The 13,458-nt window shown below is 51.6% G+C and carries 14 protein-coding genes; 7 read left to right on the plus strand and 7 right to left on the minus strand.

Going from position 1 to position 13,458, the window contains the following annotated elements; genetic code table 11:
• The first annotated feature begins 4 nt into the window (after positions 1 to 4).
• Both dapF and IBX50_RS00635 read left to right on the plus strand, forming a co-directional pair.
• The gene (gene dapF / locus IBX50_RS00630; protein WP_292252549.1) at positions 5 to 835 is read left to right on the plus strand and encodes a diaminopimelate epimerase; all 831 of its coding nucleotides are present in this window, start codon (positions 5 to 7) and stop codon (positions 833 to 835) included.
• Positions 832 to 1,521 (plus strand): DUF484 family protein, encoded by a 690-nt coding sequence (locus IBX50_RS00635; protein WP_292252551.1) that lies wholly within the window; start codon positions 832 to 834, stop codon positions 1,519 to 1,521. The genes dapF and IBX50_RS00635 overlap by 4 nt, the downstream gene beginning before the upstream one ends.
• On the opposite strand, the gene yihA is transcribed toward IBX50_RS00635, so the two are convergent.
• Positions 1,475 to 2,206, minus strand: a complete 732-nt coding sequence (gene yihA / locus IBX50_RS00640) for a ribosome biogenesis GTP-binding protein YihA/YsxC (protein WP_292252552.1) — start codon at positions 2,204 to 2,206, stop codon at positions 1,475 to 1,477. The two genes, IBX50_RS00635 and yihA, sit on opposite strands and share 47 nt — an antisense overlap.
• A 192-nt stretch (positions 2,207 to 2,398) precedes the next feature.
• Between yihA and IBX50_RS00645 the strand changes: the two genes are divergently transcribed.
• Together IBX50_RS00645 and IBX50_RS00650 are read left to right on the plus strand one after the other, a co-directional pair.
• Complete coding sequence (locus IBX50_RS00645) at positions 2,399 to 3,013, plus strand: c-type cytochrome (RefSeq protein WP_292252553.1); 615 nt, start codon at positions 2,399 to 2,401, stop codon at positions 3,011 to 3,013.
• A gap of 54 nt (positions 3,014 to 3,067) precedes the next feature.
• Positions 3,068 to 3,682: a thiol:disulfide interchange protein DsbA/DsbL gene (locus IBX50_RS00650; protein ID WP_292252554.1), complete on the plus strand. Its 615-nt coding sequence runs from the start codon at positions 3,068 to 3,070 to the stop codon at positions 3,680 to 3,682.
• Here the strand turns inward: IBX50_RS00650 and IBX50_RS00655 are convergent.
• Positions 3,679 to 4,110, minus strand: a complete 432-nt coding sequence (locus tag IBX50_RS00655; RefSeq protein WP_292252555.1) for a YqaA family protein — start codon at positions 4,108 to 4,110, stop codon at positions 3,679 to 3,681. The genes IBX50_RS00650 and IBX50_RS00655 overlap by 4 nt on opposite strands.
• Positions 4,111 to 4,280: 170 nt before the next feature.
• Between IBX50_RS00655 and IBX50_RS00660 the strand changes: the two genes are divergently transcribed.
• Positions 4,281 to 5,192: a hypothetical protein gene (locus IBX50_RS00660; protein WP_292252557.1), complete on the plus strand. Its 912-nt coding sequence runs from the start codon at positions 4,281 to 4,283 to the stop codon at positions 5,190 to 5,192.
• Between the two features lie 73 nt (positions 5,193 to 5,265).
• Here the strand turns inward: IBX50_RS00660 and IBX50_RS00665 are convergent, their stop codons facing one another.
• From IBX50_RS00665 to dctP, 4 genes are all read right to left on the minus strand, one after another.
• A complete protein-coding gene (locus IBX50_RS00665; protein WP_292252558.1) occupies positions 5,266 to 6,978 on the minus strand; it encodes a potassium/proton antiporter in 1,713 nt (570 codons plus the stop codon).
• A 145-nt stretch (positions 6,979 to 7,123) separates the two neighbouring features.
• Positions 7,124 to 8,407, minus strand: coding sequence for a TRAP transporter large permease (locus IBX50_RS00670; protein ID WP_292252560.1), 1,284 nt, complete (start codon positions 8,405 to 8,407; stop codon positions 7,124 to 7,126).
• A 3-nt stretch (positions 8,408 to 8,410) separates the two neighbouring features.
• Entirely contained in the window at positions 8,411 to 9,013 is a 603-nt protein-coding gene (locus IBX50_RS00675) for a TRAP transporter small permease (protein WP_292252562.1), read from the minus strand.
• Between the two features lie 29 nt (positions 9,014 to 9,042).
• Positions 9,043 to 10,101 carry a TRAP transporter substrate-binding protein DctP gene (dctP, locus tag IBX50_RS00680; RefSeq protein WP_292252564.1) on the minus strand — a complete coding sequence of 353 codons (1,059 nt, stop codon included), beginning with the start codon at positions 10,099 to 10,101 and terminating at the stop codon, positions 9,043 to 9,045.
• 163 nt (positions 10,102 to 10,264) lie between these two features.
• Here dctP and dtd point away from each other — a divergent pair, with 163 nt between their 5' ends.
• Both dtd and IBX50_RS00690 read left to right on the plus strand, forming a co-directional pair.
• Positions 10,265 to 10,717 carry a D-aminoacyl-tRNA deacylase gene (dtd, locus tag IBX50_RS00685; protein WP_292252566.1) on the plus strand — a complete coding sequence of 151 codons (453 nt, stop codon included), beginning with the start codon at positions 10,265 to 10,267 and terminating at the stop codon, positions 10,715 to 10,717.
• A gap of 11 nt (positions 10,718 to 10,728) precedes the next feature.
• Positions 10,729 to 11,499, plus strand: coding sequence for a glucose 1-dehydrogenase (locus IBX50_RS00690; protein ID WP_292252567.1), 771 nt, complete (start codon positions 10,729 to 10,731; stop codon positions 11,497 to 11,499).
• Here IBX50_RS00690 and abc-f read toward each other — a convergent pair.
• Positions 11,496 to 13,424 carry a ribosomal protection-like ABC-F family protein gene (abc-f, locus tag IBX50_RS00695; RefSeq protein WP_292252568.1) on the minus strand — a complete coding sequence of 643 codons (1,929 nt, stop codon included), beginning with the start codon at positions 13,422 to 13,424 and terminating at the stop codon, positions 11,496 to 11,498. The two genes, IBX50_RS00690 and abc-f, sit on opposite strands and share 4 nt — an antisense overlap.
• Positions 13,425 to 13,458 lie beyond the last annotated feature (34 nt).

The following is a 13,458-nucleotide window of genomic DNA, read 5'->3' on the forward strand; positions in this document are numbered from 1 at the left end:
CACCATGTTGCTTCATTTCACCAAAATGCACGGCCTTGGTAATGATTTTATGGTGCTGGATTTAATCAGCCAGAGAGCTAGGTTGCGTCCAGAACAAATTCGCCGCCTGGCTGACCGTCACTTTGGCATCGGTTTTGATCAACTCTTGACTGTGGAGCCTCCAACCAAGCCGGATGCAGACTTTTGTTACCGTATTTTTAATGCCGATGGCTCCGAAGTGGAAAACTGTGGCAATGGTGCTCGCTGTTTTGCCGTGTTTGTGCATGATAAAAAACTGACCTGCAAACAAACATTAAGAGTCGAGACTGCTGGCGGGCCACTGATTCTGCAGCTGAACGACAAGGGGCTAGTCACTGTCGATATGGGCGTGCCACGCTTGCAGCCTGACGACATCCCTTTTCAGGCCGCCCAACAAGCCACCAGTTATCCCTTGCAGCTGCAGGATCAAACCCTGGAGATCGGTGCGGTTTCTATGGGCAATCCACACGCGGTATTGCGTGTAGACGATGTGCTCAACTATCCGGTTGAACAAATCGGCCCACAAATCGAAAGCCATCCCCGCTTCCCAAAAAGAGTGAATGCCGGATTTCTGCAAGTCATTTCCCGTAACCAGGGTCGACTCAGGGTGTATGAACGGGGTGCAGGAGAAACTCTGGCCTGCGGTACCGGTGCCTGTGCCGCCATGGTGTATGGTCGCCTGCAAGGATGGTTCGATTCCCGAGTGGAAATGCACCTACCCGGTGGCTGCCTGCAGCTGGAATGGAGCGGTGAGGGTCACCCAGTCAAAATGACTGGGCCTGCACAGCGCGTTTTTGAGGGGCACTTGTTTATATGAGTACTTCTCAGCTTGATGAAATATCAGTACATCACTCACTGGATGCCGAACAGGTTGCTCAGTGGTTGCAACAGCAGCCGGATTTTTTTATTGGCAGAGAAGCGCTTTTTTGCCGAATGCAACTGCAGCATGAGTGTGGTGACGCCGAGTCGCTGATGCTCTTGCAGTTGAATTTATTGCGCTGTCAGCTGCAGGAGCAGGAAACTCGTTACCAGCAGCTACTGAGCAATGCACGGGATAATGAAAAACGCCTGAGACGCATTGAGCGCCTGCTGGTGAAGCTGGTCGAAGCCAGCACCACCGAGGAGCTGGTCACACTGCTACGAGAAGACCTGCAAATGCATTTCGGCATTCCGCGGTTGATGATCTGGAGTTATACCAACCTCTGCAGCCTGCCTCGTGCCAGTGAAACCCAGCAGGCACAACAGATGAACCTGCTGGGGCAACACCAAGCCTGTAGCTTGCAGCTTGATGCCAGCATCAGCCAGCAACTAGGGTTGGATAACTTAAACAGTGGATCTGCTGTGATCTGCCATTTAAGCCATACCCGCACTCTTGGGTTGATGGTGCTGGCTCACCCATCCAGCCAGCACTTTCGTCAGCAGGATACCCTGTTTGTAGAGTATCTGGGTGCGGTGATCAGTCGTTTATTGTATCGGGATCGCCTGGGGTTTCGTCCGGAATAACTTCTGGCTGCGGCTCATTGATCTGCAGCCATTCATCGAGCTTTTTCCAGGCCTCACCTGTACCGCTGGCTTTTAAAGATGAAAACAGCTGCACACTGAACTCACCGTTCAGCAGCTTGAGCTCATTACGCACCATTTGCAGCTGAGCCGCAGCCGGTCCACGCTTTAGCTTGTCTGATTTGGTCAGCAGGATATGTACCGGCAGATTACGGCTGGCAGCCACCTCCATCAACTGGTGATCAAAATCCGTCAGTGGGTGACGTATGTCCATCATGATCACCACACCACACAAACACTCACGCTGGCCGATGTAATCACCTAGGTGTTGCCCCCATTCACGCCGCATGGCCTCCGGTACCTTGGCATAACCGTAACCGGGCAAATCCACCAGTCGGCGCTGTTCATCCACCGAAAAAAAGTTAATCAGTTGGGTGCGACCCGGTGTTTTACTGGTTCGTGCCAAACGAGCAGAGGTGAGGCAATTCAACGCACTGGACTTACCGGCATTGGATCGACCGGCAAACGCAATTTCCCAGCCCTCATCCGCCGGACACTGAGCCAAGGTCTGAGCACTGATCAGAAAGTCGGTGGCAGCGAAATGGCGGGGCTGAGATACCTTGGGCTTTACCGAGGCGGGTTCATAAATAATTTTTTGCTGAGGCTTTTTTTTCTTGACCTGGCGCATAAGGAGTCATCTGGAGGAAAATTAAACAAAAGGGATTAGACCACTGGCATTCCAGTTAGCTTAAGCCTTAGCTATAATGCGGAAACTTTTACAGGTGATAGTCTATCACTCGAAGTCCGCAGGCGCGATGCTGGTGCCAGTCAACGGGCGACAGATTTCCAAAGACTAGCAAATGATGAGACTGGACGAACGATGAAAAAATTACTTTTAGGTTTGACCCTTGTTGTTGGTGTAAGTGGTGTAGCTCAGGCAGCAGGTGATGCTGCAGCGGGAGAGCAGAAAGCTGCAGTTTGTGCTGCATGTCATGGTGCTCAGGGTGTCAGCATGGTACCCAACTGGCCGAATCTGGCCGGTCAACATGCCAGCTACCTGAGCAAACAAATCATGGATATTCGTGATGGTCGCCGCTCGGTTCCCGAGATGGTTGGTATTGTAGACAACCTCAGCGACCAGGATATTCGTGACATCTCCGCCTTTTATGCCAGCCAGTCGGGCAACTTGGGTCAGGCTGATCCTGCCTTAGCAGAGCGTGGTCGCAACCTTTATCGCGCTGGCGACCTGGCAAAAGGTATCCCCGCCTGCACAGCTTGCCACCTGCCCAACGGTCAGGGTAACTCGCCGGCAGCCTTCCCGGTTGTATCCGGCCAGCATGCCACCTATGCCGTTAATCAGTTAAAAGCTTTCCGTGATGGTGCGCGTAGCAATGATCCGAACTCCATGATGCGCCTGATTGCTGAAAAAATGACTGATGCCGAAATGGAAGCCGTTGCTTCTTATATGCTGGGTCTGCACGGAACCAACCGTTAAGCGGTGAATCAAAAAGGGGCTTAAAGCCCCTTTTTGCTTTCTGGAGATTTATTTATGCCCTTTTTAAAACGCGGCCTACTATTAGTGCTGCTGACATTTGTATCCACTCAACTTTTTGCACAAGGCTACAAAACCCTTGCAGACAGAGTGCCGGTGCATGTTGCTGCTGATCAGATTGAAGTCACCGCTATTTTTTCTTATACCTGCCCTTATTGTTACCAGCTGGAGCCTCAACTACTGGCATGGAGTGATAAACAGACTGCTGATGTGCAGGTCGTCCATCTCCCCGCTGCTTTTAATGCTCAATGGGAACATCTCGCGCGCGGTTATTACATCATGGATGCACTGAATATCACCGACAAGGCACACATGGCGATGTTTGATGCGATCCACCGCGACAATACCAACCTTGGCAGTCAGCGTGCCTTGAACCAGTTTTTTGAGCGTTTTGGCATCAAAGCCGAAGACACCGAGCGTCTGTACCGCAGCTTTGGTGTTGAAAGTCGTCTGCGTCAGGATACAGCCAGACTCAGGGGTTATCGAGTCACCGGCGTTCCTGCACTGGTGGTTGATGGTCGTTATGTGATTGACGGCAACTCTGCCGGTAGCCTGCCTAATATGCTGAAAGTGGCTGACCAGCTGATTGAAAAAATCCGCGCCAGTCGTTAACAGCCTGCCAGCCCTGCCAGCCCAATCACCAGGGCGTAACGCAGGGCTTTACCCGCTCCAACCAGCAACAAAAAGGTGAGCCAGTGTACACGCAGCACACCCGCCACCAGTGTTAATGGATCACCCACCACCGGCAACCAGGCAAAAAACAACGACCACCTACCCCAGCGTTTAAACCACTCTTCCGCCCTCAGTCTTTGTTGCGGCTTGATCGGGAACCAGCGCCTGTCTTCATAATGCAGCAGAAATCGCCCCAACCCCCAGTTTACAAAAGATCCCAGCGTATTGCCGACTGTAGCGGCCAACCATAACAACAATCCTGAGCTACCCAGACAGACCTGAGCTGCAACCAGTACCTCTGACCCACCTGGCAACAGGGTTGCCGACAGTAGGCTGATCAGAAAAATCCACCACAAAGATGACAGCATCAGCCGAATTTCCCTTCATCAGCCAAGAGTAAAACGGGTAAAATGATTAAACCACAATTGCACACGACTCCTGCAAATAGTAGTCTAGGGTTACAGGTTGAAACGGACAAAGTATAGATTAACCTCTATTATTGCAATCTACTCACTATCAGGAACACAGTGGTCTTGCTGTGAATATATCAGACGATAACCATGGACACGGCAGCACCCGCTTGGGTGATGCTGAAAAGAATCAAGAAACTTGGGCGACCGATCAGAAATCTACCTCTGATGCCGTCAAGGAGAGTCGTGCTGCGCGCGAAAAAGAACGCTTGCAGTGGGAAGAAGAAGAACGGCTAAAAAAGATTGAAGAGCGCGATAAAGCAGAAAAAGAGCGTCTCGAAGCTGAACGCCGTGCACTTTATGCTGAGCTGGAAGGCTTGGACTATGATCTTCTGTCGCTAATTGATTACCCCACCGACCATGAAATCTATGCTGCCAAGCGTGCCCGCACCCTCTGGTTCATTGCGCTTGGTTCGGCGCTGTTCCTGTTTCTGGCCAGCCTGCTTAGCCTGACTAGCTCCTGGGTCGGAGGTATTGCAGGCGGCATAGCCTTTGTACTCTGGCTGACCCACGGTGCCGGCATGATGAGTTATTTTCCATCACTGAACCGTTACCCAGGACTGATCTCACAGCGTAAACGCCTTAAGCGTGACTTGATTGAATACATACGTAATCTGGAAGGCCGCCTGGGTTATATGCACCGTATTTATCCGCTGGTGCAGTTTAACTCTCGACTGGGATCCCGCAAGTTCAAACGCCTTGCACTGATGTCCAAAGAGCATACACTGCTGGCCAACCTCAAAACCTTGCAGGATACACGTGCCTATCATGAATTTATGGTGGAAGCCCTGCGTGGTTATCAGGAAATGCTGCAACAGGAAAAAGAAGACAAGTTTGTGGAATCCATGGACTTTGATCCCGACCTGTTGGAAGAAAATGCTGAACTTCACTCAAAGCAAGATCAGGAAGAGCAGCCACAGGCGCCTCAAGAAGATCAGGAAGCCAACACTGATCCTACGTTGTTCGCACCAAAAGACTAGGCTCTTGCTGCTCTGCTGCGGAAGGGCCTCCATCTCTTACTTCTTACCAACCATCAACCCGGACCCGCAGAACTCACAAGGGTTTTAAACCCACTTGGGTGATATGATCACCCTCTACAGCAACCACCACCCAACGAATGCCATGCCACTCCATCTGGTCACCCACCACCGGATGCCCACCAAAACGTCGTGTCAGTAATTCACCCAAGGTCAGCCCCTCCTGATTCGGGCTGATGGTTAAACCATAAAGATCCGCAACATCCTTGAGCGGTGCATCACCAGACAAGGTGAAGTCACCAAAAAAGCTGCGAGCTTTTTCCTTGGCAGGCTGGGGTTCCTCGTTGAACATCTTGCTGAATACCGGTAGATCAGCTTCACGCCCGATAATACAGAGCAGGTCACCCTGCTTTAAGCGTGTACTGCCCGATGGGTGGATCAGCTGTTTTTCACGGAACAAGGCCGCAATACGAGCACCTGATGGAAAGCGTAAACGCCGTAACTCAACACCATTCAGCGTTTCGCTTTTTACGTTGTACACAAAGGCTTCATAATCATCCTCAGCAAATACACCCAGCAAACTGCGACGCTTTGGCATAAAGTCAGCAGGTACTTCCACCTTCAGCCAACGAGCAACCCAGGGCAAACTTGAACCCTGGATCAGCAAAGAGATCAACACCACAAAAAAAGCGATATTAAAATAGAGGCTGGCATTGTCCACTTCGGCAATCACCGGGAAGATTGCCAACACTATGGGCACGGCACCGCGTAAACCCACCCAGGAAATAAAACCCAGCTCACGCCAGTTAAATTTAAAAAAGGGCTTCAAACACAAAAACACTGCCAAAGGACGTGCAATAAAAATCATACCCAACGCCAACAACGTGGCAGGCACAGCGGTCAGTAACATTTCATGCGGAGTCACCAGCAAACCCAGTATCAGGAACAGGCCTATCTGACTCAGCCAGGCCAAACCATCGTGAACGGGTAGAATATGCTGCAACTTGGCAGACCGGCTGTTACCAATCATTAAACCTGCCAGATAAATAGCCAGAAAACCACTACCACCCAGCAGGTTGGTGGTGGCAAACAACCCCAGACCTGCTCCAGTCACCAGCAAGGGATAAAGCCCGGTAGCCAGTTGCAGTTTTTTTAATGTCCAGGCAAAAAGCCAGCCCACTGCCAGCCCCATGGGTAACCCGATACCAAACTGCTGCACAAACATCAGCAGTGCGCTGAGTGGATCAGCAACATCCTGAGTTAACAGGGTAATCAGGGTGATGGTGAGAAAAATGGCCATTGGGTCGTTGGTGCCGGATTCAATCTCCAGCGTGGCGCTGACCCGTTCGTTCAGATGCACCCCTTTACCACCGAGCATTGAGAAAACCGCAGCCGCATCGGTGGAGCCCACAATGGCACCCACCAGCAGACCCTGCAGCAGAGTCAGATCAAAAATCCACATCGCCAGAAAACCCGTCAGGCCGCTGGTCATCAATACACCCAGAGTTGCCAGTGACAAGGCCGGTCGCAAACCCACCCGGAAGGTTTTCATCCGGGTGCGCATGCCACCATCCAGCAGGATAATCGCCAATGCCAGATGCCCAATGACATAAGCGACTTCAAAGCTGGCAAAAGCCAGACCACCAATACCATCTTCGCCAGCCAGCATACCCATACCCAGAAATACCAGCAGCAGAGGCATGCCAACACGGGCGGAAATCACGCTGGCCAGAATACTCAGGCATAACAGCAGTGAAATAATCAGAAAGATAGAATTGAGGTTTTCCACAGTGGCATCAGATCATCATGGGTCATAAGTGTTTCTATTCTGCCACAAAATTTTGTCGGCAAAGCATGTCGCTGAAGGAAAATCACACCACCAGAGTTGGGCAAGGTGCACCACTGGCAATTCGCTCGGACATCCAAAACAACGGCTAGTAAAACGCCAGATCCCGAAGGAACAGCGCAATTTGTGGAAAAATGATAATCAAAGCAGCCGAGAGGACCAGCATAAAAACAAAGGGTGGCGTGCCTTTGATCACCTCCCAGTAGGGGCGTTTGAAGATGGCAATCGCTGTAAAAATGTCACAACCAAACGGGGGTGTCGCCGAGCCGATTGCCACCATCAGTGTGATTAGTACCCCCACCAGTACTGGGTCCAGCCCTGTTCCGGCAATCGCTGGTGCAAAAATCGGGGTTAACACCAGAATCACTACAATGGGGTCAACAAACATACAGGCCACAAAAAATGCCACGGCAATGGCAATCAGCACACTGGTCGGACCGGCTTCATTGATACCCAGACTGCCCAATACCGCCTGCGGAATCTGGGCAAAAGAAATGATCCAGGAAAAACCATTACCTACGGCTACAAGAATAAAAACCACAGCGGTAATCAACCCAGTGGACTTGGCAATACGATAGATGTCCTTCAGACCCAGTGAACGAAAAACAATAAACTCCAGCACCACCGCATAAAGCACACAGGCTGCGGCAGCTTCTGTGGGGCTAAAAATCCCGCCATAAATACCACCCACAATAATGACCGGAAAACCCAGCGGCCAGAGTGCCTGCTGCACGGATTTTATACGCTCCATCCAGCTGGCTTTGGGTTCAGTAGGCACCTTGTTGATCATTGCATAAACAATACAATAGGCTGAAAACATTGCCAGAATCAGCAAGCCGGGGCCGATACCGGCAATAAACAGCTCCCCGATGGATGTACCGGAAATCACCCCGTAAATGATCATGCCGATACTGGGCGGGATCAGAAAGGCAATATCACTGGAGTTGATGATCAGCGCCAGCGTGAAAGAATCCTTGTAACCCGCCTTCAACATACGCGGGCGCAGGGGTGAACCCACCGCCACCACTGTAGCCTGGGTTGAGCCGGACACTGCACCAAACAAGGTGCAGGATGCGGCCGTACTGACCGCCAAGCCACCCTTGATGTGACCAATAAATGCCATCACCATATTAACCAGACGATTGGCAGACTGACCACGAGTCATAATATCTGCCGCCAGAATAAACATTGGCACCGCAATCAGTGCTGCAGGACGGATACCCCCCATCATCTGCTGGATAAAAGTGTTCATCTGGCCAAAGCCGTCAAACATCATATAAAAACCGATCAGCGCCGCCGCAATCAATGGCACCATCATCGGGAATCCCAGCAGCAACAACACCACCATGGTGACCAGCATCAGAGTCATCATGCTTCAGACCTCCGTTTCATTGTCTTCATAACCATCCAAAACCTGTGTTGAGAGATAAACATCCCTCGAAACCAGATTCTTGATACCCGTCATGAAGTACTGAATGGCTGTCACCAACAAACCAATAGGCACCCACAGGTACATCAGATACACCGGAATGCTCAGAGCCGGTAACACTCGGCCAGTTGCATAAACACTCTGGATGTAGCTGATTGCAAACCAAGTCAGGAACAGCATCAGGGCCGAGGTGATAAAAGAGATAACAATCATCAGGTAACGCCGTGCTTCCACCGGCAGGGCATCATAAACGGCTGACATACGAATATGGCGACCATGGCGGGCGGCATAACCGATGCCGGCAAAGGTGATCATCACGATCAGAATACGATTGACCTCTTCAGAAAAGAACAGGCTTTCACCAAACACAAAACGCCCAACAATATTGGCTACGGTGTTGAATGCCATCAACAACACTCCAGCAGCCAGAATGACCCCTTCAACCTTGCTGATGCCGGTATCTATGCTGCCCAGCACACCGGGCAAACTGGATCGAATTGCCGCAGGCGGCTCATCCTTCATTTTCTGTCCTCCCAGAAAAGTGGTCATCCCTGACCACCAGAAAACAAAAAACCAGATCAGCGAGCCGCGGCCTGCAGATCAGCTTTGAACTGCTCCAGCAGGGCTTCACCCCGCTCACCCGTCATCTCGATAAAACGTGCTTCCACCTGGGGTGCACGATCCATAAAGACCTGGCGCTCTTCTGCGGTCAGGCGGGTAACGGTGACCGCATCACTGGCTTCCATGATTTTATCCAGCATCCGTTCACTCAGACCCGGTACATATTCAGTGATGTATTCAAAAGCATGGGCTGTGGCAGCCTGCACCAGCTGCTTGTCAGCATCAGAAAGACCCTGGTAGAACGCCTGATTAGCCATCATTGCTGTAGTGAACCAGCCATGGCCAGTGAAAATCAGGTTGGGAGAAACTTCATACAAACCACCGGATTCAATCCAGAAAATGGGATTTTCCTGCCCCTGAATGATGTTGGTTTGCAGACCACCATACACTTCACCCCAGGCCAGCGGGGTCGGAGTGGCACCAAAGGCACGGTAGGTTTCTGCCAGCAGCGGATTAGTCATGGTGCGAATGTTCTTACCGCGAAAATCTTCCGGGCTACGCACGGGTGTGTCTGCAGTGACCACCATTTCACCTTCCGGATACATGCTGAGCAGCTCCAGACCCTGCTCGGCATACAACTCAGGGAACATTTCATTAATTGCCTTGCTGGATTTAAAGAACTCAACAACCGTCTGCTCATCGGTGGGCAGCAGATAAGGCACAAAAAACACCTGGGCTTCTGGTATCAGGGAGCCAGTAAAACCCGGAGACTGGTTCACAAACTGCAGAATACCCGCCTGAGTCTGTTCCATGATGTCATCTGACTCACCCAGCTCGCCAAAACGGAAGACCTGTACCGTGTGAGGTGAGTTAGCTTCAATGTATTCCTTGAACTGCTGTGCAAAAACATCCTGCACATCACCTTCAAACTCCTCATGGGCATAACGCCAGTTTTGACCCTGCACAGCAGATGGAGCCGCACTGCTGGTTTCAGCGTCCTTGTCACCACCACAAGCGGCCAGACCTGCCAGCATCACCCCTGTGATGGCAGTCGCCAGAATCTTTTTCAGCATCATTGATCTATCCTCTTTTTCCGGTTTCGGCCAGAATTCAGCCTGCAGAACACAGCAAAAGCCCTGCCTGATAACCAGAATGGCAAATCGGTTTATGGATATCAAGCGTTCTGATTATTTAATATTATGCATTGCGCGTTATAACACTAAAGGAATCCGGTACAAAATGAAGGCATTAATACAGAGAGTGACCGAAGCCCGTGTGGATGTTAGTGGCCAACTGGTCGGTCAAATAAAGCAGGGGTTACTGGTGTTTCTGGGTGTAGAAAAACGGGATACCGAACAGGATGCTGAGTGGTTATTAAATCGACTTTTACACTACCGGATTTTTGCTGATGAAGCAGGTAAAATGAATCTTGGATTGCAGCAGTCTGGCGGTGGTCTACTGATTGTTTCTCAGTTCACGCTGGCCGCAGACACCCGCAAGGGGTTACGTCCGGGTTTTTCCAGTGCGGCAGACCCAACCCGAGGGGAGTTGCTCTATAATTACTTTCTGAGTTTGGCACATGCCTGTCACTCACCCGTTGCCAGCGGTCGTTTTGGTGCCAACATGCAGGTGCAGTTGACCAACGATGGGCCGGTGACTTTTATGCTTGAATCACCCCTGACCCGAATTTGAGGAGAAGAACCTTGAGTCAATCAAAACCCGTTGCTGTTGTGACCGGTGGTGCCCAGGGCATTGGCCGTGCCATTACCGGCGTACTGTTACAACAGGGCTGGCAGGTCATGATTGCAGATATTGATGGTGAGGCAGGAACCGAGTGTATCCATCTTTTTGATAACCTCGGCACGGTGCACTTTCAACCTGTGGATGTTTCTCGCGAAGATCAGGTACAACAACTGATGCGTACCACCCATGAAAAAATGGGACAGGTAAAATTACTGGTCAATAATGCCGGTATTGCCAATCCTTTTACTGGTGCGCTGGAAGATCTGGATCTTGCCACCTGGCAACGCTATCTGGATGTGAATCTGACCGGGGTTTTTTTATGCAGTAAACACGCAGCCGAAGATCTACGCAACACTAGGGGCAGCATCATTAACCTAGGCTCGACTCGCGCCATCCAGTCCGAACCGGATACTGAAGCCTACTCCGCCAGCAAAGGGGGGGTCTTGGCACTCACTCATGCGCTGGCCATGAGCCTGGGGCCGGATGTACGGGTCAACTCCATCAGCCCCGGCTGGATTGAAGTGGGTGAGTGGCAGAAGGCCAGCTCACGTTACCAGCCGTTTCACTCGGACGAAGACCATGAGCAACACCCGGTTGGCCGTATGGGTAAACCCGATGATGTTGCCGGGCTGGTGCTCTGGTTGGCCTCGGATCTGGCCGGTTTTGTGACTGGGCAGGACTTTGTACTGGATGGCGGCATGAGCCGTAAAATGGTGTACAAAGAGGACTAAAGCCCCAGCGCTGCGGTGCGGGCTTCCAGCTCTTCACTGGCTTCCAGCCATTGTATTTCCAGGGTATCCACTTGCTGCTGCAGGCTGCCCTGATCCTTCAGCAGTGATTGGAGTTCTGCCTTGCGACCCGCATCACTGTAGAGTGAGGTTTCCGCTAGGGCTTCCTCAATGCGCGTCAGACTGGCTCTGGCCTGATCCATCTGCTGTTCCAGCTTGTTGACCTGGTTTTTTAAGGGTTTGAGCTGTTCCCGCAGGCGTGCCGCTTCTTTACGATCCATTTTTTTATTTACAGGAGCGGCCACACTCTGCTCCACAACCGGAGCTACCCTGTTTTTATCCACTCGCCGTTCAGCGGCTTGGCGTTCTTTTAACCAACGCGCATAATCCTCCAGATCCCCTTCAAAGTTGCTGATGCCACCATCCACCACCAGCCAGTATTCGTCCACGGTATTGCTCAGCAAATGTCGGTCGTGAGAGACCACCATCACTGCCCCAGAAAACTCTTGTAATGCCAATGTTAGGGCATGACGCATTTCCAGATCCAGGTGGTTGGTTGGCTCATCCAGCAGCAACAGGTTGGGTTTCTGCCAGGCAATCATTGCCAGTGCCAGACGGGCTTTTTCACCGCCGGAAAAACGACTGACCGGTGATAATACCTCATCACCCTGAAAACCAAAACCACCCAGAAAATTACGCAGCTCCTGTTCACGGGCATCGGGAGACAAACGCTGCAGATGCAGCAGCGGTGTGGCATTCACATCCAGTGCTTCCAGCTGATGCTGGGCAAAATAACCAATATAAAGATGTTCACCCGGTGTACGTTGCCCTGTCACTGGCGGCAAATCTCCCACCAGGCTTTTGATCAGGGTGGATTTACCCGCACCGTTGGGGCCCAGCAGACCAATCCGCTGTCCCGGATGCAGAGTAAAACCCACCTGCTGCAGAATGGGTTTTGTCTGATAACCCAGCGTGGCATCACGCATCACTAACAACGGATCGGATGACTGGCTGGCTTCAGGAAATAAAAAATGAAAGGGTGAATCCACATGTGCTGGAGCAATTTTTTCCATCCGCTCCAGTGCCTTGATACGGCTCTGTGCCTGTTTGGCTTTGGTGGCCTTGGCTTTGAAGCGGCGGATAAAGTCTTCCATGTGTGCCATTTCACGCTGCTGCTTTTCAAACATCGACTGTTGTTGTGCCAGCCGTTCTGCCCGCTGCCGCTCAAAAGCAGAATAACCCCCTTTGTAGAGGTTCAGCTGGCGTGCCTCAACATGCAGCAGGTGATCCACGACATTATCGAGAAAATCACGATCATGAGAAATTAATAACAGGGTGCCGGGATAAGTGCGTAACCAGCTTTCCAGCCAGAGGGTAGCATCCAGATCCAAGTGGTTGGTGGGCTCATCCAGTAACAGCAGATCAGAAGGCATAAACAGGGTACGCGCCAGATTCAGACGGATACGCCAGCCACCGGAAAAACTGTTCACCGGATTGTTGAAGGTATCCTGCGGGAAGCCCAGTCCCGCCAGCAGTTGTTCTGCTTCAGCCCGTTTGGAATAACCCCGCAGCAGGTCAAACTGATCGTGCAATTCTGCCAGCCGATGATTGTCGCCACTGGCCTCCGCTTCCTTTAACCCCTGCTCAACAGCGGTCAGCTCCTGATGCCCCTCTAGCACATAGTCTATGGCTGGCTGGATCAATCCCGCCACCTCCTGAGCCATATGAGCAATGCGGTCGTAGCCGGACATTTGCAGCTCACCGGCATCCAGTGTAAGTTCACCTAACAGCAGCTTGAAGAGAGATGACTTGCCTGAGCCATTTGCTCCAGTCAGACCCACTTTCCAGCCTGAGTGGAGGCTGACACTGGTATTTTCCAACAGGCGCAAATCGCCCCGTTGCAGTGTCAGACCACGAAATGTCATCATAGCTTGTTGCTCCCGACCAGTTTCCCGTAATAAG

The sequence above is a fragment of the Marinospirillum sp. genome, from assembly GCF_014859565.1.

Coding starts and splice junctions, on each gene's coding strand:
- dctP (WP_292252564.1), bottom strand. CDS start 10,101: ATGATGCTGAAAAAGATTCTGGCGACTGCCATCACAGGGGTGATGCTG.
- IBX50_RS00635 (WP_292252551.1), top strand. CDS start 832: ATGAGTACTTCTCAGCTTGATGAAATATCAGTACATCACTCACTGGAT.
- abc-f (WP_292252568.1), bottom strand. CDS start 13,424: ATGATGACATTTCGTGGTCTGACACTGCAACGGGGCGATTTGCGCCTG.
- IBX50_RS00650 (WP_292252554.1), top strand. CDS start 3,068: ATGCCCTTTTTAAAACGCGGCCTACTATTAGTGCTGCTGACATTTGTA.
- IBX50_RS00645 (WP_292252553.1), top strand. CDS start 2,399: ATGAAAAAATTACTTTTAGGTTTGACCCTTGTTGTTGGTGTAAGTGGT.
- dtd (WP_292252566.1), top strand. CDS start 10,265: ATGAAGGCATTAATACAGAGAGTGACCGAAGCCCGTGTGGATGTTAGT.
- yihA (WP_292252552.1), bottom strand. CDS start 2,206: ATGCGCCAGGTCAAGAAAAAAAAGCCTCAGCAAAAAATTATTTATGAA.
- IBX50_RS00675 (WP_292252562.1), bottom strand. CDS start 9,013: ATGACCACTTTTCTGGGAGGACAGAAAATGAAGGATGAGCCGCCTGCG.
- IBX50_RS00670 (WP_292252560.1), bottom strand. CDS start 8,407: ATGATGACTCTGATGCTGGTCACCATGGTGGTGTTGTTGCTGCTGGGA.
- IBX50_RS00655 (WP_292252555.1), bottom strand. CDS start 4,110: ATGCTGTCATCTTTGTGGTGGATTTTTCTGATCAGCCTACTGTCGGCA.
- dapF (WP_292252549.1), top strand. CDS start 5: ATGTTGCTTCATTTCACCAAAATGCACGGCCTTGGTAATGATTTTATG.